Origin of the sequence: Pseudomonas fluorescens (genome assembly GCF_018614775.1) — a bacterium.
GTDB lineage: Bacteria > Pseudomonadota > Gammaproteobacteria > Pseudomonadales > Pseudomonadaceae > Aquipseudomonas > Aquipseudomonas fluorescens_BY.
This window is the reverse complement of the sequence record NZ_JAGGOF010000032.1, coordinates 1-22,765: the sequence shown is the minus strand read 5'-3', so window position 1 is coordinate 22,765 and position 22,765 is coordinate 1. Positions and strand designations below refer to the sequence as shown.

Below are 22,765 nucleotides of genomic sequence, written 5' to 3'. Positions count from 1 at the left end.
CTGCGTTGTATCGCCTCCGGGGCGGCAGATTCGATGGGGCCGGCGGTGCTTGGAGGAATCTGCTGTTTGTCGACCCGTAAACAGTCGATCCGGATTTCTCAGTGGCCAAGTTCGGCTTAGACAATCGCGTCGAACACTTAACCTGTGAACACACCGCAGCCGCTTTCTGGGTGCGAGGCTCACGATGGGAAATGCCAATGAACAGTAAAGTCGAAGAAACCCCAAGTCTGCTCCGTCAGCGTGATCAATTCGTGCCGCGCGGCCTGGTCACCGCGCACCCGCTGGTGATCGATCGGGCCCAGGGCGCGCAATTGTGGGACGTGGACGGCAAGCGCTACCTGGACTTCGTCGGCGGTATCGGTGTGTTGAACATCGGCCACAACCACCCCAAGGTCGTCGCGGCGGTGCAGGCCCAGTTGCAAAAGGTCTCCCATGCCTGCTTCCAGGTCGTGGCCTACAAGCCCTACCTCGACCTGGCCCAGCGGCTGTGCCAGATGATTGGAGGGCAGGAGGCTTATAAAGCGGCGTTCTTCACGTCCGGCGCCGAAGCTGTGGAAAATGCGGTGAAGATCGCCCGCGCCCACACCAACCGCTCGGCGGTGATCGCCTTTCGCGGCGGGTTCCATGGCCGCACGTTGCTCGGCACCACGTTGACCGGGATGAGCCAGCCGTACAAACAGAACTTCGGACCGTTCGCCCCCGAGGTCTTCCACACGCCTTATCCGAATGCCTATCGCGGCGTCACCGGCGAAAAGGCGCTCCAGGCCCTGGACGAGTTGTTGGCCACCCAAGTGGCGCCCGAGCGCGTCGCGGCGATCATCATCGAGCCGGTGCAGGGCGATGGTGGTTTCCTGGCGGCGCCCGCCGAGTTCCTCCGGGGCCTGCGCGCGCTCACCGAAAAACACGGCATTGTGCTGATTCTCGACGAAATCCAGACCGGTTTCGGGCGCACCGGCAAGTGGTTCGGTTTCCAGCACGCCGGGATCCAGCCGGACCTGGTCACCGTCGCCAAGAGCCTGGCCGGTGGTTTGCCGCTGTCGGGCGTGGTCGGCAAGGCCGAGATCATGGACGCGCCGCTGCCCGGCGGCCTGGGCGGGACCTACGGCGGTAACGCGTTGTCGTGCGCGGCGGCGCTGGCGGTGATCGAGGCTTATGAGGAGGAACAGCTGCTGGCCCGTGGCGACGCCTTGGGTGAGCGCTTGCGCCAGGGCCTGCTGCGGCTGCAAGCCCGTTACCCGCGTATCGGCGACGTGCGCGGCACTGGCTTCATGTTGGCGATCGAGCTGATCAAGGACGACGAAGCCCGCACGCCGGATGCCGATCTGAACCAGCGCCTGATCGACGAGGCCCGGGCCGGTGGGCTGCTGGTGATCAAGTGCGGGGTCTACCGCAACGTTCTACGCTTCCTGGCGCCGCTGGTGACCAGCGAAGCCCAGGTCGATGAAGCGTTGCAGATTCTCGATGGCGCGTTGGCACGGGTCATGAATTGAATACCGTGGCGAGGGCGCTTTTGGACGATTGGCATTAGGGACTCACCAGAGGTTTTACCCATGAGGTTGACTGAATATCGAGCGTTGTTGATCGACTGCGATGAAGTCCTGGTGGATCGCGACTCCGGGATCTGGACGGCCTTGCAGCCGCTGCTGGAGAACCATGGCGAGCCACTGGACAAGGCGCAGGTGCTGGGCGAATTCGACGAGGCACTGCAAGCCCTGTACCCCCGCTTTGGCGAGCTGGGCTTCAGCGGGCTGTTGTGTTTTGCCCATCGCCAGTTGGCCGAGCGCTGGAAGCTCAAGGCCAGTTGGGAGGAGGGCATGAGCTTCGCCCGCTCGGCCGCCAGTTGGTCGTTGTTCGAGGATGGCCCGGGCGCAATGCTCTACTTGCGCAAATTCTATCGCCTGCTGGTGCGGGGCGATCGGGATGCCGAGGACCGCGGCGTGTTGTGCGAGCGCCTGGGCATCGAACCGGAGGACTTCATTTCCCTGGCCAGCGATCCGTTACAGGATCACGATTGGCTGCAAGCCAACGGCCTGGGTGCCGGGGCTATTCTCCAGGTAACCCGCCTCGGTGCCCGCGCCCCGGCCGTCGGGGCGGTCTGCCTGATCCGTCGCGGGCCCGACGCTTCGGCGCAGCCATGCGCCGCGGACTATTGCATCAACAGCATGGCTGACCTGGTGGCTCAGCATCAGCTGTCTTTACGGCGCTGATTTTGTTAGAAGATTGTCTTACAAACGGCAGGCAAGAGGTATGCGATGGAAGGTTTAGCGAAACTGGACCGGATCGACATCAGCATTTTGGTAGAGCTTCAAAAAGACGGTCGCATGACCAACGTCAGTCTGGCCGATGCCGTTGGCCTGTCAGCCAGTCCCTGTCTGCAACGGGTCAAGCGACTGGAATCGCTGGGGTATATCTCCAGCTACAAGGCCCATTTGAACCTGGCCAAGATTACCGATTCGGTGACGGTGTTCACCGAAGTCACCTTGAGTGACCACAAGCGCGAAGATTTCGCCAAGTTCGAGTCCAATATCCGCCTGGTGGACGAAGTGCTCGAATGCCACCTGATCAGCGGGGGCTACGACTATCTGGTGCGCTTCATGACCCGCAGCATCCAGGACTACCAGGACGTCATGGAAAGCCTGCTGGACAGGAACATCGGCATCTCCAAATACTTCAGCTATATCGTCATCAAGTCACCGGTGCGCAAAGACGAGATTCCGCTGCGCAAGCTGCTGCGGCATTGATTCAGCGTCCTGCCGAATGAATCAACGAGCGCACCCGCCGACCCAGGTCGCTCAGGCTGAACGGCTTGGTCATGATCCAGGTCGACGGGTCGGCCGCCACCAGGCTTTCCCCCTCGGCAAACCCGGTAATGAACAGCACCTTCAACGCCGGATATCGGGCCCTCAGCTTGGCGGCAAGGCCGATGCCGTTCATGGCGCCGGGCAGACCGATGTCGGTCAGCAATAAATCGATGTGCTCGGTTTTGGTGGCTTGCTGCAAGGCAGAGACGCTGTCCAGGGCCTCGACGACCTGATAACCGGTTTCGCCCAGGTACTCCGAAACCATTTGCCGGATCGCCGCTTCGTCATCCACCAGCAAGATCGTTTCGTTGCCCCCCGGCTGCTGCGCCGGGACGTGCGGCTGGGCACGTTTCTCTTTTTCGCGCAGGGGCGGTCGGCGCGCGATGGGGAAGTACATGGTCACAGTGGTGCCCACGCCGACGCTGCTCTGGATCTTCACCTGCCCGCCGGATTGCTGGGCGAACCCGTAGATCATCGACAGGCCCAGGCCCGATCCTTCGCCAATCCGTTTCGTCGTGAAGAACGGGTCGAACACCCGGGACATGATCTCGTCACTGATGCCCGTCCCCGAGTCCGTCACCGCTATTGCCACATACGAACCCGCCGGCAGCAGTTTTTCGCCGGACGCGCTTTCGTCGACCACGCAGCGATGGACATCCAGCTTCAATACGCCGCCATCGGGCATCGCGTCCCGGGCATTGATCGCCAGATTGAGCAGGGCGTTTTCCAATTCGTTAGGGTCGCACTTGATCGGGTCGTTGCTCCTGAACGAACACTCGACGGCGATGCTGGGGCCCACGGAGCGGCGGATCATTTCTTCGAGGCCAGCCACCACTTTGCGCGGTTCGAGCACTTCCGGCTGGAGCGATTGCTGGCGGGAAAAGGCCAGCAGCCGCTGGGTGAGGGCGGCTGCCCGGGTCGCCGATGTCAGGGCGACCGAGTTGTAGCGCGACAGTTCTTCGTAGCGCTGACTGTCGATGCGCCGCTGCATCAGTTCCAGGCTGCCCGTGATGCCGGCCAGCAGGTTATTGAAGTCATGGGCGATGCCGCCGGTCAATTGGCCAACCGCTTCCATTTTCTGGCTTTGGCGCAGCTTGGCCTCGGCCAGGGCACGCTCGTGTTGTTCGGCTTCGAGCTGCCCGGTGCGCTTGGCGATCCGCGCTTCGAGCTGGTCGTTCCAGTCCCGCAGCGCGGCTTCCAGTTGCACCCGCTCATTAATGTCCTCGACGGTGCCATACCACTGCTCGCAGCGTCCGGCAGGGTCCAGGCTGCACAGGGCCCGGACCCTGAACCACCGGTACTCGCCGGTGTGCTTGCGCAGGCGAATCTGTGCGTCGAAGGGGTGCAGGCTTGCCAGCGACTGATTCCACAACCGGGCGATGGTGATTTTTTCGTCGGGGTGCGCGGCGTTCAGCCATTGCCGTCCCAGGGTCTGCTCCGGTGACCTGGCGGTGTATTCAAACCAGCGCGCATCCAGCGACAGCAGCGCGCCGTCGCTGTCGGCGGTCCAGGGCCAGAGCGGGTTGAGCTCGGCCGCGATCCGGTAATGCCGCTCGCTCTCACGCAGTTTTGCTTCAGTCAGGCGCATAGCCTGCAAGGCTTCGGCGCGCTTCAAGGCGGCGCCGATGAGGTTGGCGTAACCGCGCAGGAAGTCGATATCGCTCTGGGTGAACTGCCGCGCCTCGCGGCTATCGACCTCGAAGATCCCGAACGGCCGCGTTTCAGTGGCGCCAAAGACCAGCACGTTGACGAAGGCCTGAACGCCGTTCTGTTGCTGAAAGTCGTGGTAGCGGAAGCGGGTTTCCGCCGCGATGTCTGCGGAAATAACCGCGCTGCCGGTATCGAGTGAATAGCGCTCCGGGGTACCGTCCAACGCCTGTACCCGAACCTTGCCCACCACCCCCGGCGTCCAGCCCACACCGTTGCGCACCGTGAATGTGAGGCCGTCGTCTTCCAGTTGCATGAACTTCGCCAGATGGGTTCCGAGGGCATCGCCCGCCAGACGGCAGGCCTCGTGGAGGATGTGCTCCAGATCGTCTGAAGCCAGCGCCAGCTCACCGAACTCGGCGAGCACCCTGCGTTGGCGCAATAACGTGTCTTCGATTGCCATGTGGATCACCCTTGATACGTCCTTCCCTATCCGAGGGCTGTACGACGGTGAGGTTCAGACGAATCGATGACCGTCGCGGCCGGCGGGCGTTTCGTTGAGTGAGAAATCTTTGGCTTTTGCCAAGCGCAAACTGTGGGAGCGGGCTTGCTCGCGAAGGTGGCGGTACATTCAGCCTCTCAGCGTCTGACCTGTCGCTTTCGCGAGCAAGCCCGCTCCCACAGGGGGTGTGATGGTGTACGCGGATGTTACTCCTGAAGAAACTTCAACAGGTCCTGATTCAAGCGATCCTTGTGCGTCTCGGTCAAGCCATGGGGCGCACCGGCGTAGATGATCAGTCGAGCACCCTTGATCAGCGCTGCCGAGGCCTTGCCCGATGCATCGATCGGCACGATCTGGTCGTCGTCACCATGGATCACCAGGGTCGGTACGTCGAACTTCTTCAGGTCGGCGCGGAAGTCGGTGGCCGAGAATGCCGCGATCGAATCATAGGTATTCTTGCTGCCACCCTGCATGCCTTGCGCCCAGAAGGTTTGGATCAGGCCTTGGGACGGCTTGGCGCCCTTGCGGTTGTAGCCATAGAACGGCCCTGACGCGATGTCCAGGTACAGCTGCGAGCGGTTCTCCAGGGACGCCTTGCGCAAGCCGTCGAACACTTCGATGGGCAGGCCGCCGGGGTTGGTGTCGGTCTTGAGCATCAACGGCGGCACGGAGGACACCAGCACGGCTTTCTTCACTCGACCGGTACCGTGGCGACCGATGTAACGCGCGACCTCGCCGCCGCCCGTGGAGAAACCGACCAGCGTCACGTCCTTCAGGTCCAGCGCTTCGATCACGGCCGCCAGGTCGTCGGCGTAGTGGTCCATGTCGTTGCCTTCCCACGGCTGGCTGGAGCGACCATGGCCGCGACGGTCGTGGGCGACCACGCGATAGCCCTTGGAGGCGAGGAACATCATCTGCGCTTCCCAGCTGTCGGAGTCCAGCGGCCAGCCGTGGCTGAAGGTCACGACCTGACCATCACGCGGGCCCCAATCCTTGTAGTACAACTGGACGCCATCCTTGGTGGTGATGTAGCTGGCGGACTGGATGACACTGCCAACGGCGGAAACTTTTGCAACGGCCTGAGTCGGCGTAGCGGCGTCTGCGCCGAGGGAGGCGAGGGCCAATGTGGCGATGGCCATGGTGCGGTTCAGTGTGTTCATTGTGTCTCTCCTAAGGGTGGGTATCTGCTTGCGACCTTTGTCGATCGCTTGGTGGGCAGATTAGAGAGAGACGCCGAAGTCCAGAACGGTGCTGGTATCGATAGCAACTATAAGCCTGAGCGATAGCTGCGCTTCGCTTCGGTTGATCAGTAGGTTGACGCTCAGGCCGGCTCCACCCCCGCACTCAGATAAACCTGACGCCGCAACCACTGATGCCCGGCATCCTTGTTGTTGCGCGGATGCCAGGCCAGCGACAGGCCCAAGCCAGTCAACCAAACGAAGGCATCGGCCCCAACGAGTGCAGAATCCACGTTATCGCCGCCACGGCGACGAGTACCGCGCCCACCAGGCCGATAAACAGCCACTTCAAGACCTTGGGCAACCGCGACGGCCCGGACTTCGGCGCCAGCGTCTCGGGCGTGAGCCCCATCGCCTCGGCGCATCGCGGGCAAGCGGCCGTGTCTTCCAGAATGACCCAGTGGCATTGATCACAGATTTTCATAGCGTCGGTCCGAAGCTCAATAGGTGTAGACGATGCGTAGCCGGCCCATGATCTCCAGGGCGTTGACCAGGCCCAGGCCGTTCATGGGCAGGCAGGCAAAGCTCTGGTTTTCATCGAAGTGCGTGCCGATGGCCAGCAGCTTCAAATCGTGGGCCTCCAGCTGTGCGTTGAAATACTGCAGCAGGGCTCGCTCCCAATCGTTGGCGCGGTTGACGGCATCGATGGTTTGTTGGTCAGGCGGTGAGAGTTCAATGCCCAGGTCCTGTAGCGGTGCAAGCGCATTGACGGCCGCGACGCCGTAGGACGACCACTCTTTCCATTCGAATTCGGTCAACCGATTGGCCTCGGTGAGCGCTGACTTGACCTGGGACCAGGCCCAATCCCACTGGGCTGTAGGGGCAGGCAGGTTGTGTATGAGTGCTTGCGCTTGCTCCTCATCGAACAGGCAATAGAACAGATCGGCCAGGGTATCGGCCAAATCCAACTGCGGTTCTTGCCCCTGGGTATCCAGGTCCCGGCTCAGGCGCTGCCACAGGTTGCCCAGCTCGTCCCAGTCGCCTTCATCCATCTCGTCATCGATCACCTGGGCCTTGTGGCCGCGATGATAGTTATCCAGCCGCGTCTTGCGCACCCGTACCGCGCCCTCGATGAGGTCGACGGTATAGCTGCTGTAGTCCAGGTAGTTGGTCTGGAACACGATGCGGTCGGGAAACAGGTCATGGACGATGCTTTCTTCGGCATCAAAATACGCCGCGCCCTCGGGCTTGCCGTGGGCGGTGATGATGCGTTGGAACGACAGCGGGTCGATTGGATTCATGGGGCTTGATCGAGTGAATGGGGCCGATGGCCGTGTTGAATGTTCTGCCGCCATCGCGAGCAGGCTCGCTCCCACAGGTCCAGCGTCGGGCACAAAATACTGGGTACTTCACAAATCCTTGTGGGAGCGGGCTTGCTCGCGAAGGCGGTGTGTCAGCTTGCCTCGGTGTCGAATGTGGCAACCGTTGAGTCCTGCTCGGCTTCAGCCAACTTCAACCGATCCGCCTTACTGATGTACTTGGGCTTCTGCGGCGCCAGCTTGGCACTGGCCTTCTTGGCATGCGCCTGCAACAACTGCTTTATTTTCTTACGACGGTTCATAGCGTCTACTCGGTGTGTAAGCGCCTGAATGATACCAGCCAGCAGGAAACGCTTCTGTCATTTGAAGAATTGACTGGGCGTCTTGCCAAATTGCTTCCTGAACATGTTCGTGAACGCACTCGGGCTTTCGTAGCCCAGCGCCAGTGCGACGTCAATGATTTTCTCGCCCACCGCCAGCCGCTCGACCGCCTGTAACAGGCGCGCCTGTTGTCGCCACTGGCCGAAGGTGATCCCGGTTTCCTTGCGGAACAACCGCTGGATGGTTTTCTCATCCAAGTCCAGGCGGGCGCTCCAATCCGACAGTGTCGAGCCATCGGCGGGGTCGCCTTGCAACGTGACGCAGATCTTCTTGATGCGCCGGTCCGCCGGCTGCGGCAAGTGCAGCGGCAGGGTGGGGAGCAGGCTGAGTTCATCGAGAATCAGCTGCATCACCCTGGCCGCACGCGTGTTCGGGGCATAGGGGAGCTGCAGGTGCACGGCGACCTTGATCAGTTCACTCAAGAGCGAGGAAATGCTCACCGCCTTCGTTTCGGTCGCAAGGTCGGCGGCTGCATCGGGGCGGATAAACAGGCTGCGCATTTTCACGTGCCCCACGCACCGCACCGAATGCACCTGCCCGCAGGGCATCCACAGGCCCCGATTCGACGGGACCGTCCACTGGCTCGACGCCGTGTGCACGACCATCACACCTTCGACGGCGTAGATCAGTTGATGCTTCTCATGGGCGTGCGATGCGATCAACCAATTATCGGGGTAATCGGTGGCCCTCCCGATCATCGTCCAGGCGCCTTCATCGATCTCCAGCAACGCTTCATTCAGTGGTTTGATCATGATGTCCTTTTTGCGACGGTTGATGCCCTTGTCCAGTGAGACAGACATTTATGTGGATTTTAGGATGATGACGCGTTTATCAGAAAGTACTGTCACCTTCTGCCCACGCTTTTTTTCAGACCCATCGCCTGGAAGCTTTTGTCATGTCCACCACCGCCACAGCCTCGACCACGGCCTCCGTCGTCAACCAAACGAGCCCGCTTGTCATGCGGATCATCGGTGCCTGCGCCCTTGCGCACCTGATCAATGACCTCATCCAGGCCGTACTGCCTTCCATCTATCCGATGCTGAAGGCCAACTACGGCCTGACCTTCGCCCAAGTGGGATTGATCACCCTGACCTTCCAACTGACCGCCTCGCTATTGCAGCCGTGGGTGGGTTACCACACCGACCGTCATCCCAAGCCCTGGCTGCTGCCGGCCGGGATGGTCTGCACCCTCATCGGCATCCTGATGCTGGCGTTCGTCGGCAGCTTTGGCGCCATCCTCGTCGCCTCCGCGCTGGTGGGCATCGGCTCGTCGACCTTCCACCCGGAAACCTCGCGCGTGGCACGGCTCGCTTCAGGCGGTCGCTATGGCCTGGCGCAGTCAACGTTCCAGGTCGGCGGCAATGCGGGCAGCGCCTTCGGCCCGTTGCTGGCCGCGGCCATTGTGATCCCTTACGGCCAGGGCAACGTTGCCTGGTTCGGTCTGTTTGCGGCCTTCGCCATCCTCGTGCAGTACGGCCTGAGCCGCTGGTATCGCAACCACCTCAACCTGTTCAAGCTCAAGCAGGGCGGCAAGGCGACCCACGGCCTGTCCAAGCGGCGAGTGACCGCTGCCCTGGTGGTCCTGGCGCTGCTGGTGTTCTCCAAGTACTTCTACATGGCCAGTTTCACCAGCTACTTCACGTTCTACCTGATTGAAAAATTCCAGCTGTCGGTGACCAGCTCCCAGTTGTACCTGTTCCTGTTCCTGGGCGCCGTGGCCGCCGGCACGTTCTTCGGTGGCCCCATCGGCGACAGGATCGGCCGCAAGAAGGTCATCTGGTTCTCGATCCTGGGCGCGGCGCCTTTCACCCTGGCATTGCCCTACGTGGACCTGTTCTGGACCGGTGTGCTGAGCATGATCATCGGCTTCATCCTCGCCTCGGCGTTCTCTGCCATTGTCGTCTTCGCCCAGGAACTGGTGCCGGGCAATGTCGGCATGATTGCCGGCGTGTTCTTCGGCCTGATGTTCGGTTTCGGCGGCATCGGTGCCGCGCTGCTGGGGTATCTCGCGGATATCCACGGCATCGAGTACGTCTACACGCTGTGCTCGTACTTGCCGCTGCTGGGTGTGCTGACTGTTCTGCTACCTTCTACCAAAGGCGTTTGAGTCGCTTCCGGGATCAACAGGTTGCCCATCATGGCCACCGGTCGAGACTCAATCGCTCAGCTGAACAGTCGAGCATTTCGGCACGGTTATCGAGCTTTTCGGCACAGTAACCACGCTTTGCTCAACCTAGAATCGGGCTTCACTTCAAGACTCAGATGGAGCCCCGATGAACATCAGATTAATCCTGCCTGTACTCTCCATGGCAGTGACATTCAGTGCATGCGCTGCCGATTTTTCACTGACCAGCCGGGATATTGCTGACAACCGCCCGCTGACCAGTCGCGAAGTGTTCCAGGGCTTCGGGTGCGAAGGTGGCAACACTTCTCCTGAACTTTCCTGGGCAAACGCCCCCGCAGGCACTAAGAGCTACGCGATTACCGTTTACGATCCCGATGCACCAACCGGTAGCGGTTGGTGGCATTGGACGGTGGTTAACCTGCCAGCTTCCACCCATAGCTTGCCAAGAGGAGTAGGAGCAAACCTGCCTGCCGGTGCAGTACAGGGGCGAACCGATTACGGTCAGCCGGGGTTCGGTGGAGCTTGTCCACCCGCAGGAGATAAACCCCATCGCTATCAATTCACCGTATGGGCATTGAAAACCGATAAGCTACCGCTCGACAACCAGGCTAGCGGCGCCTTGGTAGGCTACATGCTCAACGCCAACGTCCTGGCCAAAGCGACCATTACTTCAACTTACGGACGTTAAGAACGATGCGCCCTTGTGACGGCATACAGCACCGGGAAAACATTATCGATGCATGTGTCATACGGGCGCGACAACCCCTTACCTTGCAGAGGGTGCCGGTGTTCGTGACCACCTTGTGTCGAGTGCGGCACGGGGAAAAACTGTTGCAATGGGACGACCGAGAGATGCGCGCAGGGCCTCATCATCTGATTCTGATGCCGGCCGGGCGCGAGCTTGGCATCTCCAATTTCCCCGGCACTCACGGTCACTACATCGCCGATGCGGTGTCCTTTCCCGTCTCGACATTGCGTAACTTCAGCAGCCGATACAGCCAGCAGATCATGAGCTGTCGCGGTGCACCGAAGACCGATCTGTGCGTTTCTCTGGACAGGCACACGACCCAGGCATGGGAGCAGTTGTTGGCCGCCATCAATGGGAACGCCCCGCAGGCACTCTGCACACATTATGGGGAGGCGGTTCTTCTGAGCCTATGCCTCGGCGGCCAGGTCGGGCCTCTGCTGATGGGGCGCGACGATCCACTGTGTGAACGTGTGCAGCAACTGGTAATGGCCAGCCCCGAAAGAGACTGGACGGTTGCGAATATCGCACAACACATGAACCTGGGTGAGTCGACATTGCGTCGCCAACTGGCGAAAGAGGGTAATAGTTTCAGGAATATTTTGGAGAGCGTTCGACTGTCGACAGCATTGCAACGGTTGCAAACAACTTCTCGCCCGATCGGCGAAATTGCCGGCGCCTGCGGTTACGCCTCGGCCTCACGTTTTGCTGTGCGCTTTCGCTCACACTATGGCCTGTCACCGCGTGAATTGCGGGCAGCGATTTGAGCATTTCCCTGAAGTCTTCTCCTATTGCTGCTGCCCTCAAGGCGATTGATCCTCGCGCTCGCGAGCGGCGCCTTTATTCTTTTCTCATCTCAGCGTCATCGATTCTTTGAAATCACACCGCTCATGTATTGGTTTAAATCGCGCAGATCGTTAACGCTCCAGGGGTGCGGTGGCAGCTTCACGCCATTCTCTCGCAACGTTCTTGGAATCAAGTCTCCATTTGGACGAAGTATGATCGACGAGACGATAACACCCGGATAATCATTCAGCCGTTTCTTGAAGGTGGATGTCGTGAGGTCAGGTGTAGGAGGCGTGCTTTTATTGGCCAACGGGCCTGTGCCCTTGATATCTGCTCCGTGGCACATGGCGCATCGCTGCAGATAGAGCGTTTTTCCGTTGGCGTTGTCTGCCAGGGACGGTAGCGTTTGGAGTAGAGATGAAAATCCTAGCGAAGCGATGAGTAATATTTTCTTTTTCATTTTTCGTGGGTCTTGTTGGTTAGAATCAGCCGGTTCTAACCAGATAGGGGGCCAGATACTCAAACGAATCAAAACCTGTCCAGTCAAGGCTTATCAGCGAGGTGTTCAAGTTTCTACTGCACCGATAAAGTGGCCGTCATGGCGTTGACTATATCAATATGCCACAACCGTCCCTGATGATCGAACAGCACGCATTCATTACCCACGAGCCGCAGTTGCGCATGATGCAGCGGCCAGCTCACGACGGCGCATAGCCGATCGCTGGTGCGGTGAATGAAGTGCCAGCGGGCGTCATCGTCGCCGAACTGGCGCTGCGACCAATATGTCTGGACCCTTGCAGGAGCCTGGAGAAAGGCTGCCTCAATGATGTGTGGAGTTGCCGAATGTTCAAATCACCTGTGTTTCCCCCCTCCCGGGATGGATTTAGCAATCGCCTGCACGCTGGCGTGATGGAGTTGCCAGTGCATTACATGAGAGGCGGTACTTCGACGGGGGTGGTGATCTGGGAGCCCTTGCTGCCCCGTGACGAAGTGCTGCGAGCAGAGCTGTTGCGCCACCTCATGGGGGTGCCCCTTGCAGGGAATCAGTCAGGTAATCGGCAGATAACCGGGCTTGGCCGGGGCCCTGCCACCAGCAACAAGGTGTTTTTGGCAAGGATTGAAGAGACGCCTACGGGGCGTCGGATCGTCAGTACGCTTGCCCAGTTGGCCAGTGATCATAGCGACATGGACTGGAGCGTGAACTGCGGCAATATGTCGTCCGCCTTGCCGCTCTGGGCCATCGATACAGGGCTGATCGAAGTGCCTGCGACTGGAAGCTTCGACATCGAAATAAAGAACACCAACACCAGCGTGGTTACCGTCGCGCGAATGTCTCGGGATGCCCAGGGCCGGTTTGTGGGCGCCGAGATTCCAGGTGTAGCCGGCGTGTTTCCCCGTGTTGATCTTTTTCTGCAGTCTCCGGTGGGCAACAAGACCGGCACGCTCTTACCGACAGGCAATGTCATGGACAGGATTGCCGGGCACGACGTCTCGTGCGTGGACGTGGCTGTGCCTATGGTCATTGCCGATGCCGCCAGCTTTGGCAAGACCGGCCACGAAGCCATTTCAGAGCTGGAAGCCGATGCTGCGTTCATGGCGAAGCTTAGGCAAGTCTGGATTGAGGCAGGTCTCAAAATGCAGCTTCGCCGTCGTGACGGCGAGTTGATGAGCCTGGCTGATCTCGAACGCAGTGAAACCATCCCCAAAGTGTGCATAGTGGGCGCGCCGCGTCGCGGCGGGCATATTGCAGTGCGGTATTTCACGCCTCAGACGGGGCACGCTTCGATGGCCGTTTCTGGTGGCTGCTGTCTCGCCGCTGCGTGCCTGCTGGCGGGGAGTACTGCCCATGCCGTGGCTGTGGGTCTGAAAAACGTCTCAGCGTCGTACACGGATGTGGAGGTGAGTATTGAGAATCCGGCTGGCAAATTGGATGCCACGGTCAGTGTCAAAGCTCATGCCGATGGCATTGACATTCGCGCCGCTGCTTACCGACGAAATACCCAAATCCTGATGCGCGGTCATGTCCCTATTTATCGTGCGTCAGTGCAACTGATCGAAGCGATGGAGGCAGCAGCGGCGACGTCAGCGAACCATAGTGCGTCGCTTTGAGAGCGCAGGCCAGGCCGGGCGATCATCTGGCTAGCGAGCAAAAAAAAGGGCGCTCAGGCGCCCGTCGCTCTATCAGGTTTCAACCTTACGAAGCTACCCGTAATTGGCCTGGGTTGGATGAGGCTCGGAAAATCTCTCGCGGCAAGGCCGGTCGAGCGCCTTCAGTTTTACTCCAAAAACGAACTCAGTCGTTTCCAGCGAAGCGGCGGATGATAGCCCTTCGCAATGTTGCCCGTGATAAGGAGTTGGTGACAACATGCTGGTTCGATTTCCGCTGCGCGATGGGCGCCTAGGCTGAGGGGAGTTTCAAGGTACATGGTTTTGTTCGACCTCCCCGCTGGCGGTGGGGACATGGGGCGCCTCTTACGTGAAAAGGATTGGTCTGCAACGCCATTGGGTTCCCGCGAATCCTGGCCATCGACTCTCAAAAACTACCTGGGACTGATGCTCAACTCTCTTGAGAGCCTGTATCTGGCGTGGGGAGATGGTTTGCATCTGTTCTTCAATGACGCCTACAGGGATATCCTTCCAAGCACACCAGAAACAGCACTAGGTGCTCCTGTCGAGTCCGTATTGGGCGCCGCCTGGGCTCAGGTGCGCTCAATCGCGCAAAGCGCCCTCGAGGGGCAGGCCAGTCGATGTGAAAACCACTCGATCACTACCACTCGCGGAGGAGTAGCGGAACTGACGTTCTGGTCATTTTCGTTCTCGCCACTGCATGGGGATACCGGACGCTGCGAAGGAATACTCTGCCTCGTCCAGGAAACCACCGAGCAAGTTCGCGGCGCCCTGAAGCTGGAGAAAAACGAGGCGTTTACCAACCGGGTGCTGGCGAATATCAATGACTGCATCCAGGTGCTGGATCTGGATGCCCGCGTGACCTTCATGAGTGAAATGGGCAAAGAGATCATGGAGGTCAGTGATTTCAACGAGATACGCGGCTGCCTCTGGTCGGACTTCTGGCAAGGTCAAGGTAACCATGATGTCACAGCTGCCGTACAGGCAGCTCGTGACGGCAAGAGTGCCAGCTTTATGGGGTCTGCCTTTACGATGGGTGGGACGCTGAAATGGTGGCACGTTCAGGTCAGCCCGATTTTTGGCACGGATGGGAAACCGGAGAAAATCCTCAGCGTCTCCCGTGACATGACTGCGCTGCGGGATGCCCGGAATTCATTGGCTAAACTCAATGAATCGCTGGAGCAGCAGGTTGTCGAGAAGAGTCAGGACAGGGATCGAATCTGGCGCCTTTCCGCAGATTTAATGCTGGTAGCCCACTTCAACGGGATGATTTCGGCAGTAAATCCTGCATGGACAAGAATATTGGGATGGTCTGAAGAGCAATTGATAGCTCACCAGTTCCTTGAGCTGGTGCACCCTGATGACATCAGGCGCACGATTGCAGTGATAACGAATTTGAAGGAGGGCATCAGTTTCCCGACCTTCAAGAATCGCTTCCGACATTCAGATGGCTCGTATCGCATGATTTCCTGGACGGCTGTGCCGGATAACGACTTCATTCACGCTGTGGGGCGGGACACTCAAGACGAACAGGATGCAGCAGAAGCTTTAAAACTTTCTGAAGAAGCCCTACGACAATCGCAGAAATTGGAAGCCATCGGGCAGCTCACCGGTGGTGTCGCCCATGACTTCAATAATCTGCTGACGGTCATCAAATCGTGTACTGATCTTCTTGATCGCCCTGGATTGACCCAAGAGCGTCGGGAAAAATACATCAAGGCAATCTCAGGGACGGTGGATCGCGCTGCGAAATTGACGAGCCAGTTGCTGGCCTTCGCTCGGCGGCAAGCACTCCAGCCGGAAATGTTTAACGCCCGCGACAGTGTCAGGCGTACCGGTGAAATGATGGATACTCTTACCGGCTCACGGATCAGTGTGACCTTCGACCTCCCTGACGAGTCCTGCTTCATCAACGCCGATGAAAGCCAGTTCGATACCGCCTTAGTGAACATGATTGTGAACGCGCGCGATGCAATGGGCGGTGTCGGGGAGCTGACTATCAAGATGGCCACCAGTACATGGCTACCAGCGGTACGTTCGCATGCATTGCGCAGTGGCAATTTCCTGACGGTCTCAATATCTGATACGGGTACCGGCATATCAGCGGCTAACCTGGGGCATATCTTCGAGCCCTTCTATACAACGAAAGGTATAGGGCAAGGCACCGGACTCGGGCTATCTCAGGTGTTCGGGTTTGCAAAGCAATCCGGCGGGGAGGTATTGGTCAGCAGCAAGGAAGGTGCCGGGAGCACGTTTACTATCTACCTGCCATTGATCGACGCTGTAAAACAACAGGTTGCTCCTGCGGAACCTGTGATCCATGAGGTCGTGCCAGGGTATGGCGTGCTTTTGGTTGAGGACAATGAAGATATCGGCACCTTCACGTCCGAGGCCTTGCAGCAACTGGGCTACACCGTGCATTGCGTTACTGGCGCGCGCGAAGCGCTGACGGCACTTTCACTTAAGCCAGAGAGTTTCCATGTGGTCTTTTCCGATATAGCGATGCCTGGCATGAGTGGCATCGAACTGTTCGAACGAATCGAGGTGCTGTATCCATGGTTGCCCGTTGTTCTGACCACCGGCTACAGTTCGGAATTTTCCAGGATAGAGTCCGCCAACCAGCGATTCGAGCTATTGCAGAAGCCTTATTCCATTGAATCCCTTTCAAGCTTGCTCGCGAAGGTTGTCCAGCGTCGAGCGTCCCTACAGTCCTGACCCCTTAATGTCCAGGAACTCTTGAATCGGGAGTTGTGCCCATGAGGCATTCCATTATTGACCATCTGGTCATCGTGTCACCGACACTGGCGGCGGGCGCACAACTGGTCGAAAGGCAATTAGGGGTGGGCATGCAGCAGGGTGGCAATCACCCCCGCATGAGCACTCATAATCTACTTTTACGATTAGGCGACTGTTTTTATCTCGAGGTGATTGCGCCCGACCCTTTGGCGCCGAAACCCAGCAGACCCAGGTGGTTTGGGCTTGATGAGCTAAACGCCCAAACATCTCCTCGTCTGGCCCACTGGGTCGCGCGCACGGAATTCCTGGATACCGCAGATCAAGAGCTACAGCGTGCTTTTGGTGTTATCGAACCGATGAGCAGAGGCGAGTTGTCGTGGCGTATTTCCATCCATACAGACGGCCAACTGCCGCTGGATGGAGCAGTGCCCAGCCTGATCGACTGGGGCGACTCGAAGCCACCGGCACAGAGACTTGACGAGAAGGGCTGTCAGTTGCAGCGTCTTGAGATTTTCCATCCCGAACCGGGTGCTGTTGAGCACCATTTGGAAATGATTGGCTTCTGCGGCCCAGTCGAAATCATACGCAATGATCAATATGGTTTGCGGGCTTATATTGAAACACCGGACGGTCTCAAAACATTGTAGCGAAGGGCCGCTCTGGCCCAGCCTGCGTGGATTGGCCCACAGCGCTCTTCCGAATTTCTGATCATCAAGACCCGAGTGGGGCTGCACATGTCCGAAATTACGCAGACGGTCATCGTTGTGGCGCTGGCCTTTCTACTTGAGCGGTTTCTTAAGCCGTACCCGCTGCGCAAGTGGCTAGGGGTGACGCTGGTGGTGGCAGGCGCAATCGGCTGCGTTGCAGTGAGCCAGACCCAGTTGCTGGGCTTTGATTTGGGATTGATGTCGGTCCTTGCCGTGCCGGTGGGCGCGGGGCTGTTCGTGACCAGGCGGCGGTTCGAGCAGATTGACTGAAGGTCAGGAAGGTGTGTTGACCGGACGGATACGGTTTTTTTCAGACATTTCAGCCTCAATCGAATGGCCTGGATATCTCACGGTCGGAGCGGGGGTTTCTGTCTGACCCATTTTTCGGACGGAAGCAGTCGAGTGGGCTATCCCATGTGTCATTGGCCCTCGAGGGGATAAGAAGGGGCGCTGTCAGGCGCCCGTCGTTTCATCAGCTTTCAACCTGCGCCTGAAGTCGTCGTCCAATGACCTCCAGCAAATCACACCCATCACGCAACGGGATCACCAGAAGCTGTGCGAAATCTGAAAGCACGACTGTGTCGCTGCCGATCTCGGATCGGGGAATCATGAGAGTTCTGTAGGAACAGTCGGATCCCGCCGGCGCCAGCAATGTCTACAATGGCATGCTGGAGAAACCTCCGCCTCTCAACACGCGGTATCCTCGGCATGAGGTATCCTCCGCCGCGTGAAATACGAACCAGACCTGCGCCGTGACTAGCTCATCAGGAGCCTCCGATCGGTCTAAAGGGCGACGCATCAGGAGTTCTGCATGTTGATTGGACATCGGTTCGAGCGCACCGCGCAGGGTGACTTGCACATTCACTCGTGCAATCAGGTGCAGCGCGCAGTCGTGCTGCTGGTCGGCGTGCTGGCCTTCCTCGTGCCGGTGGCGTTAGCCGTGTTGGCGACCGCTGATGGACGCTCGCCATCGACTGACGCAGACCCACTGTCCTTGCTACTGATGGTGCTCTGGCTGTTGCTGGTTCCCGCCCTCGGCATACTCCTGTTGGTGTACATCGGCATCCGCGAAAGCTTGCTGCTGTCGCGAGTCGACGGTGAAGGCAAGCGTCGCACCCAGAATATTTTCGGACGCCGCGAGCGGGTGCAGTCGGTGCTTAGACTCGATGCCGTCAAATACCTCGAACTTCGCCGCCATCATCAGGCCGAGCCTGCCCGCACCCAGTTGTGGTTGGTGATGCGCGATGGCACCGAGCACCGCCTGACGACCGACAATGTTCCAGTCGTACCGGGAAGTAAACGTACCGACCTGTGGCTGCGTGAGCTGGCCGACTACCTGGGCGTGGCGGTGCCCACGGAGGTCGTCGACGTGTTGGCGGCCGGTGCGACGACACCCTACAGGCCTGCTCCAGCCCCAACCCGCGGCAAGACGGCGAAACCAGCCAAGCAGCGCAAAGGAAAGGAACCAGCGCCTTCGCAGGCGTCGACCGAACAACTGAGCATTCCGGCGCGCGCCTTGCTCACGTTACTTGGCGCATTCCTGGCCGTGCTCGGACTGATCCACCTCATCCCATTGCTGCCGGCTCCGTTTACCGGGCGACTGAGTGCCAGCGGTTTTCGGACGGGCTCGACGATCTTCTACTGGGCCGAGCAACCGCTGACCTTTTCATTCAACTTGCTGGTTGGCATAGGCGAGGTGCTGATCCTTGGAGCCATCGCCTGGGGTTGCCTGCGCACGGCGTTCCTGGGCCGGTTGAATGCCGATCCCTGAGGGCAGTCAGTCTTATCCATATGGGCAAATCAGTGGATCGGAAGCAAAGCACCAAACGCCACGAAAAAGCCGCCGCGGACACGGTTGAACCGTCGGCCCATCCGAGCCAGCCAGGGCCAGAGCATGGCGAGATTGTCCGCTGGACAGGCTCGGTGCATGAACAATATGCACCGTTAATCCGTTTGCATTTATCAGTTTCAGCCCGATGCGTCTGCGCAGGGCTCCAACCAAAAGGCGCAGGTTTTGACTGGCACCAACGTCTCGTTGCCGAGAGGCAGAGATCGGTCAGAAGCAGATGTTTAAAACAGGGAAAAGTAAACCCGTTGCATTTCTTCCCGCTTGGACAATTGGCCGATGCGCTTTTACATACTCTGGACTGGCAAGTAGAGTTGGGAAATCAGCTCGTTCTTTTTCTAAAGTTGGTGCAAATGGCGGCTCCCTTCGTTCTTCAGGACTTTGACATTGGATGGGTCGCCACCGACGCCGTCGGACAGGTTGCGCTCTTCACTACGGGCGGCCCGGGGCCGGTTCCTGATTCCGCACTACCCTCCGTCGAGAACTGCGAAGAATTTGTCCTTTCATTGCCGGAAATGTCCGAGGTAGATCGGATCACTGCCATGGCTGGCGCAAACGCTTTCGTTGAATTTGCCAAACGTGGATTCTTTACGTATGACTGGTCGGACGTTCATCGCGATTCAAGCCAGGCCTTGAGGGGGTATGAGCTGCAATACCGCCCACTGAATCCACTGACACTTTTCGACCTGCCTACCCCTTTACGGGCATTGACTGAGGTTACCCGGCTAGCTGAGGTGACGTTCGGAGCATCCATCATAGTGATAAGTGATCAAGTTTCTTAGCTTTCATTTGGCGGCTATGAACCGCTTTTTTTGGCCGGAAAAATTGAGTTGCGTACGGCAGCAACCGGCCAAAAGCGGTCAGTCATGACCGATTATTACCCCTCCAAAACTGCCGTAATTGGGCTCAGGTAAGTCGAAGCGCATCAACGATCAAAGCGAATGCCGGCGACGACTGGCGCCGACTTGAATAGTACAGGTGATACCCCGGGAACGTTGGACGCCAATCTTCCAGCACTAAGATAAGCCTACCGTCTTCAACGTGCTGCTTTACGACGTCCTCAGGCGCATATGCCAATGCATAGCCTCCTAACGCAGCGTCGATGGTATGAGCCGATGTATTGAAAATCATCTGCCCTGGAACCTGCACCTTTAGTTCCTTACCGTTTTTTTCGAATTCCCATGCTAAAAAGCCGCCGTGAGTAGGTAGTCTAAGTTTTGCGCAGTTATGGATTGTCAAATCTTGAGGTACCTTCGGTACTGGCCTTGTAGAGAAGTAGCTGGGCGAACCCACTACGCTCATGCGGAAATCACTGGATATGCGCATTGCGATCATGTCCTTCGCGACCTGATCACCTACTCGAACGCCTGCGTCGAAACGCTCGGCAATGATATCTGTCAGACCGTAGTCGATATGGAGTTCCAACGTTAAGTCCGGATACTCCGGCAACAGTTTGGACAGCTTCGGCCACAAAATTGTATTCGCAGCATGATCATGAGTAGTGATTCTGATCGTACCTGCCGGTTTGTCCAAAAATGCTCCCAGCGCCGCTATCTCAGCTTCGATTCCTTCGTAATGAGGGGAAATAGTACGCAGTAATTTTTCTCCCGCTTCTGTAGGAGACGCGCCACGCGTAGTGCGATTCAGCAGGCGGACGCCCAGCTTCTCCTCAAGACCCCGGATGCTGTGGCTAATTGCGGATTGCGACACCCCGAAATGAGCGGCGGCACGAGTGAAGCTCTTCTCCCTGCCAACCGTTATGAAAACGGCCAGCGCATTAAAATCTTGCATAGCCATGAATATTCCTCATATCGCCTAGCTGAGTATCGCACTTCCTGAATGGCATTGGGATTACTAAAGTGATTCCAACCAACGCTACGAGGAGATCAACCATGCAACATCGCAAAATTGGCAACGGCGGTCTTGAGGTTTCGGCACTCGGCTTGGGCTGCATGGGTCTGACCTTTGGCTACGGTCCAGCTACAGACAAAGCAGAGGCCATCAAACTCATCCGCGCGGCTTATGACAAGGGCATCACCCTCTTCGATACAGCAGAGGCCTATGGTCAACTCAACGAGGAAATTGTCGGTGAGGCTCTTGAGCCATTTCGCGACAAGGTGGTCATTGCCACCAAATTCGGTATGAAGGACGGCAACCCTTCAGCGGGCCTCGACAGCAGACCTGAGCGTATCCGGCTGGTTGCCGAGCAGTCATTAAAATGCCTGCGTACGGATTGCATCGATCTGTTCTATCAACATCGTGTTGACCCTAATGTGCCACTGGAAGACGTGGCGGGAGCGGTCCGCGATTTGATCAAGGAAGGTAAGGTCAAATATTTCGGGATGTCCGAAGCGGGTGTCGATGCAATTCGCCGCGCCCATGCGGTGCAGCCAGTCTCCGCGCTTCAAAGCGAGTACTCGATGTTTACTCGCGGCCCTGAAGAAAAAATACTGCCACTGCTGGAAGAGTTGGGTATCGGCTTTATTCCGTTCAGCCCGCTGGGCAAAGGTTTTCTGACCGGTAAAATCGACGCGGCTACCACTTTCGGTGAGGGAGATGTCCGCAGCAAGCTGCCACGTTTCGCGGATGGGGCTAGAGAGGCCAACCACAATCTGGTCAAAATGATTGGCGAAATCGCACAGCGTAAAGACGCCACGCCTGCCCAGGTGGCGCTCGCTTGGTTGCTTGCTCAAAAGCCCTGGATTGCGCCCATTCCTGGCACGACCAAGCTGCACCGCTTAGAAGAAAACATCGGTAGCACATCACTGATCCTAACCGAGCAGGACCTCCTTGACCTCGGTGACGTATTGGCAAAAGTACCTGTTCAGGGCGAGCGATATACCGCTGAAATGATGAAGACGATCAACTCCTAAGCGTCGATGCAGTCAAGAAAGACGGTCATGTCTGCTTTGCCGCTGATGATTATTTGCGTCCAGCAACTCAAATCACTGGTCCTTGCAAAGGACCAGTGCGTTGTCGCAGCGGCAGGTTCTATACGAGCTGCCCGTCAATGATATATCCGAGCCGCAAGCCAAAGAGGCCCTTTATGAGTCAAGCATGTCCGTCCCTCACGCTTAACAATGCAGTAAAGATCCCAGCGATCGGTCTTGGAGTGTTCCAGTCAAAGCCTGACGAAACAACCGAGGCCGTTGTTGCCGCTCTGAGCTGCGGCTATCGCCACATCGACACGGCGGCAGCCTATTTCAATGAGCGCGAAGTGGGTGAAGGGATTCGCCGATCAGACGTTGATCGCTCAAAAATTTTTATCGAAACCAAACTTTGGATTTCTGATTACGGCTACGAATCCGCGTTGCGGGCTTTTGATACGAGTTTGAAAAAGCTAGGTATCGAGCAGTTGGATCTCTGGCTGTTGCACCAACCGCTTGGCAGTGAGTTCGACAAGACCATCCAGGCGTACAAAGCTGCTGAAAAACTGCTTGCAGAAGGGAAGGTCCGCGCAATTGGCGTATCAAATTTCACAGCAGAGAAATTAGAGCTGCTGATGGATAAAACGGAGATAGTCCCGGCGGTTAATCAAATCCAGGTACACCCTTACTACACTCAGGCCAGTCTGCGGGCCACTAACGAGAAGTACGGTATCCAGACGCAATGCTGGTCCCCCATCGGTGGTGCGTACACATACCGAGGTGCCACGACGAACCCGCTTGAAGACCCTGTGATCAAGGCGCTTGCTACGAAGTATGGCAAGACATCAGCGCAAGTCGTTCTTCGTTGGCATCTCGACCATGGCTTCTCCGCCATCCCTAAATCGGTGAAGCGCAATCGTATAGCCGAGAACTTTGACGTATTCGATTTCAAACTGACACCTGCCGAGGTAGCCGCTATCCCCCGGTGTCAGGATAGT

At 58.1% G+C, this 22,765-nt stretch carries 22 protein-coding genes and 1 pseudogene; 14 read left to right on the top strand and 9 right to left on the bottom strand.

Annotated elements, in window-relative coordinates:
* The first annotated feature begins 197 nt into the window (after positions 1 to 197).
* The 3 genes from gabT to J7E36_RS09030 are packed head-to-tail and all read left to right on the top strand — an operon-like array spanning position 198 to position 2,741.
* Positions 198 to 1,490: a 4-aminobutyrate--2-oxoglutarate transaminase gene (gabT, locus tag J7E36_RS09040; RefSeq protein WP_215001998.1), complete on the top strand. Its 1,293-nt coding sequence runs from the start codon at positions 198 to 200 to the stop codon at positions 1,488 to 1,490.
* Positions 1,491 to 1,550: 60 nt separating this feature from the next.
* On the top strand, positions 1,551 to 2,207 hold the full coding sequence (locus J7E36_RS09035; RefSeq protein WP_215001997.1) for a tautomerase family protein: 657 nt from the start codon (positions 1,551 to 1,553) through the stop codon (positions 2,205 to 2,207).
* Between the two features lie 45 nt (positions 2,208 to 2,252).
* The gene (locus J7E36_RS09030; RefSeq protein ID WP_042730597.1) at positions 2,253 to 2,741 is read left to right on the top strand and encodes an Lrp/AsnC family transcriptional regulator; all 489 of its coding nucleotides are present in this window, start codon (positions 2,253 to 2,255) and stop codon (positions 2,739 to 2,741) included.
* 1 nt (position 2,742) lies between these two features.
* Here J7E36_RS09030 and J7E36_RS09025 read toward each other — a convergent pair whose 3' ends face one another.
* The 6 genes from J7E36_RS09025 to J7E36_RS09000 form a co-directional block, all read right to left on the bottom strand.
* On the bottom strand, positions 2,743 to 4,911 hold the full coding sequence (locus J7E36_RS09025) for an ATP-binding protein (RefSeq protein WP_215001996.1): 2,169 nt from the start codon (positions 4,909 to 4,911) through the stop codon (positions 2,743 to 2,745).
* Positions 4,912 to 5,156: 245 nt separating this feature from the next.
* Positions 5,157 to 6,110, bottom strand: a complete 954-nt coding sequence (locus tag J7E36_RS09020) for an alpha/beta fold hydrolase (protein ID WP_215001995.1) — start codon at positions 6,108 to 6,110, stop codon at positions 5,157 to 5,159.
* A gap of 268 nt (positions 6,111 to 6,378) precedes the next feature.
* On the bottom strand, positions 6,379 to 6,612 hold the full coding sequence (locus J7E36_RS09015) for a hypothetical protein (protein WP_215001994.1): 234 nt from the start codon (positions 6,610 to 6,612) through the stop codon (positions 6,379 to 6,381).
* Positions 6,613 to 6,628: 16 nt separating this feature from the next.
* A complete protein-coding gene (locus J7E36_RS09010) occupies positions 6,629 to 7,429 on the bottom strand; it encodes a DUF6630 family protein (protein ID WP_215001993.1) in 801 nt (266 codons plus the stop codon).
* 152 nt (positions 7,430 to 7,581) lie between these two features.
* On the bottom strand, positions 7,582 to 7,749 hold the full coding sequence (locus tag J7E36_RS09005; RefSeq protein ID WP_215001992.1) for a DUF2986 domain-containing protein: 168 nt from the start codon (positions 7,747 to 7,749) through the stop codon (positions 7,582 to 7,584).
* A gap of 57 nt (positions 7,750 to 7,806) precedes the next feature.
* Positions 7,807 to 8,628 (bottom strand): AraC family transcriptional regulator, encoded by an 822-nt coding sequence (locus J7E36_RS09000; RefSeq protein ID WP_215001991.1) that lies wholly within the window; start codon positions 8,626 to 8,628, stop codon positions 7,807 to 7,809.
* A 95-nt stretch (positions 8,629 to 8,723) separates the two neighbouring features.
* On the opposite strand from J7E36_RS09000, the gene J7E36_RS08995 reads away from it, so the two are divergent.
* The 3 genes from J7E36_RS08995 to J7E36_RS08985 all read left to right on the top strand — a co-directional run bounded on the left by J7E36_RS08995 (position 8,724) and on the right by J7E36_RS08985 (position 11,465).
* Complete coding sequence (locus tag J7E36_RS08995) at positions 8,724 to 9,935, top strand: MFS transporter (protein ID WP_215001990.1); 1,212 nt, start codon at positions 8,724 to 8,726, stop codon at positions 9,933 to 9,935.
* Positions 9,936 to 10,101: 166 nt separating this feature from the next.
* Entirely contained in the window at positions 10,102 to 10,641 is a 540-nt protein-coding gene (locus J7E36_RS08990; protein WP_215001989.1) for a kinase inhibitor, read from the top strand.
* Between the two features lie 5 nt (positions 10,642 to 10,646).
* Positions 10,647 to 11,465, top strand: a complete 819-nt coding sequence (locus tag J7E36_RS08985) for a helix-turn-helix transcriptional regulator (protein ID WP_215001988.1) — start codon at positions 10,647 to 10,649, stop codon at positions 11,463 to 11,465.
* A gap of 95 nt (positions 11,466 to 11,560) precedes the next feature.
* Here the strand turns inward: J7E36_RS08985 and J7E36_RS08980 are convergent, their stop codons facing one another.
* Positions 11,561 to 11,944, bottom strand: a complete 384-nt coding sequence (locus J7E36_RS08980) for a c-type cytochrome (protein WP_215001987.1) — start codon at positions 11,942 to 11,944, stop codon at positions 11,561 to 11,563.
* Between the two features lie 383 nt (positions 11,945 to 12,327).
* Here J7E36_RS08980 and J7E36_RS08975 point away from each other — a divergent pair, with 383 nt between their 5' ends.
* From J7E36_RS08975 to J7E36_RS08955, 5 genes are all read left to right on the top strand, one after another.
* Positions 12,328 to 13,593 carry a PrpF domain-containing protein gene (locus tag J7E36_RS08975; protein ID WP_215001986.1) on the top strand — a complete coding sequence of 422 codons (1,266 nt, stop codon included), beginning with the start codon at positions 12,328 to 12,330 and terminating at the stop codon, positions 13,591 to 13,593.
* A gap of 351 nt (positions 13,594 to 13,944) precedes the next feature.
* Entirely contained in the window at positions 13,945 to 16,326 is a 2,382-nt protein-coding gene (locus tag J7E36_RS08970; RefSeq protein ID WP_215002131.1) for a PAS domain-containing protein, read from the top strand.
* Positions 16,327 to 16,367: 41 nt separating this feature from the next.
* Positions 16,368 to 16,994: a VOC family protein gene (locus J7E36_RS08965; RefSeq protein ID WP_215001985.1), complete on the top strand. Its 627-nt coding sequence runs from the start codon at positions 16,368 to 16,370 to the stop codon at positions 16,992 to 16,994.
* An 87-nt stretch (positions 16,995 to 17,081) separates the two neighbouring features.
* Positions 17,082 to 17,324, top strand: coding sequence for a hypothetical protein (locus J7E36_RS08960; RefSeq protein ID WP_215001984.1), 243 nt, complete (start codon positions 17,082 to 17,084; stop codon positions 17,322 to 17,324).
* Positions 17,325 to 17,865: 541 nt separating this feature from the next.
* A complete protein-coding gene (locus tag J7E36_RS08955; protein ID WP_215001983.1) occupies positions 17,866 to 18,825 on the top strand; it encodes a hypothetical protein in 960 nt (319 codons plus the stop codon).
* Positions 18,826 to 18,854: 29 nt separating this feature from the next.
* Here J7E36_RS08955 and J7E36_RS25245 read toward each other — a convergent pair.
* Positions 18,855 to 18,941, bottom strand: a pseudogene (locus tag J7E36_RS25245) (LysE family translocator); the annotation flags it as partial.
* Positions 18,942 to 18,977: 36 nt separating this feature from the next.
* Between J7E36_RS25245 and J7E36_RS25240 the strand changes: the two are divergent.
* Positions 18,978 to 19,682: a hypothetical protein gene (locus tag J7E36_RS25240; RefSeq protein ID WP_231286436.1), complete on the top strand. Its 705-nt coding sequence runs from the start codon at positions 18,978 to 18,980 to the stop codon at positions 19,680 to 19,682.
* Positions 19,683 to 19,806: 124 nt separating this feature from the next.
* Here the strand turns inward: J7E36_RS25240 and J7E36_RS08945 are convergent, their stop codons facing one another.
* The gene (locus tag J7E36_RS08945; RefSeq protein WP_215001981.1) at positions 19,807 to 20,697 is read right to left on the bottom strand and encodes a LysR family transcriptional regulator; all 891 of its coding nucleotides are present in this window, start codon (positions 20,695 to 20,697) and stop codon (positions 19,807 to 19,809) included.
* A gap of 95 nt (positions 20,698 to 20,792) precedes the next feature.
* On the opposite strand from J7E36_RS08945, the gene J7E36_RS08940 reads away from it, so the two are divergent.
* Both J7E36_RS08940 and J7E36_RS08935 read left to right on the top strand, forming a co-directional pair.
* Positions 20,793 to 21,773, top strand: coding sequence for an aldo/keto reductase (locus J7E36_RS08940; protein ID WP_215001979.1), 981 nt, complete (start codon positions 20,793 to 20,795; stop codon positions 21,771 to 21,773).
* Between the two features lie 173 nt (positions 21,774 to 21,946).
* The coding region (locus J7E36_RS08935) for an aldo/keto reductase (protein WP_215001977.1) at positions 21,947 to 22,765 on the top strand (819 nt) is incomplete at its 3' end.

Coding starts and splice junctions, on each gene's coding strand:
- gabT (WP_215001998.1), top strand. CDS start 198: ATGAACAGTAAAGTCGAAGAAACCCCAAGTCTGCTCCGTCAGCGTGAT.
- J7E36_RS09035 (WP_215001997.1), top strand. CDS start 1,551: ATGAGGTTGACTGAATATCGAGCGTTGTTGATCGACTGCGATGAAGTC.
- J7E36_RS09030 (WP_042730597.1), top strand. CDS start 2,253: ATGGAAGGTTTAGCGAAACTGGACCGGATCGACATCAGCATTTTGGTA.
- J7E36_RS09025 (WP_215001996.1), bottom strand. CDS start 4,911: ATGGCAATCGAAGACACGTTATTGCGCCAACGCAGGGTGCTCGCCGAG.
- J7E36_RS09020 (WP_215001995.1), bottom strand. CDS start 6,110: ATGAACACACTGAACCGCACCATGGCCATCGCCACATTGGCCCTCGCC.
- J7E36_RS09015 (WP_215001994.1), bottom strand. CDS start 6,612: ATGAAAATCTGTGATCAATGCCACTGGGTCATTCTGGAAGACACGGCC.
- J7E36_RS09010 (WP_215001993.1), bottom strand. CDS start 7,429: ATGAATCCAATCGACCCGCTGTCGTTCCAACGCATCATCACCGCCCAC.
- J7E36_RS09005 (WP_215001992.1), bottom strand. CDS start 7,749: ATGAACCGTCGTAAGAAAATAAAGCAGTTGTTGCAGGCGCATGCCAAG.
- J7E36_RS09000 (WP_215001991.1), bottom strand. CDS start 8,628: ATGTCTGTCTCACTGGACAAGGGCATCAACCGTCGCAAAAAGGACATC.
- J7E36_RS08995 (WP_215001990.1), top strand. CDS start 8,724: ATGTCCACCACCGCCACAGCCTCGACCACGGCCTCCGTCGTCAACCAA.
- J7E36_RS08990 (WP_215001989.1), top strand. CDS start 10,102: ATGAACATCAGATTAATCCTGCCTGTACTCTCCATGGCAGTGACATTC.
- J7E36_RS08985 (WP_215001988.1), top strand. CDS start 10,647: ATGCGCCCTTGTGACGGCATACAGCACCGGGAAAACATTATCGATGCA.
- J7E36_RS08980 (WP_215001987.1), bottom strand. CDS start 11,944: ATGAAAAAGAAAATATTACTCATCGCTTCGCTAGGATTTTCATCTCTA.
- J7E36_RS08975 (WP_215001986.1), top strand. CDS start 12,328: ATGTTCAAATCACCTGTGTTTCCCCCCTCCCGGGATGGATTTAGCAAT.
- J7E36_RS08970 (WP_215002131.1), top strand. CDS start 13,945: ATGGGGCGCCTCTTACGTGAAAAGGATTGGTCTGCAACGCCATTGGGT.
- J7E36_RS08965 (WP_215001985.1), top strand. CDS start 16,368: ATGAGGCATTCCATTATTGACCATCTGGTCATCGTGTCACCGACACTG.
- J7E36_RS08960 (WP_215001984.1), top strand. CDS start 17,082: ATGTCCGAAATTACGCAGACGGTCATCGTTGTGGCGCTGGCCTTTCTA.
- J7E36_RS08955 (WP_215001983.1), top strand. CDS start 17,866: ATGTTGATTGGACATCGGTTCGAGCGCACCGCGCAGGGTGACTTGCAC.
- J7E36_RS08945 (WP_215001981.1), bottom strand. CDS start 20,697: ATGGCTATGCAAGATTTTAATGCGCTGGCCGTTTTCATAACGGTTGGC.
- J7E36_RS08940 (WP_215001979.1), top strand. CDS start 20,793: ATGCAACATCGCAAAATTGGCAACGGCGGTCTTGAGGTTTCGGCACTC.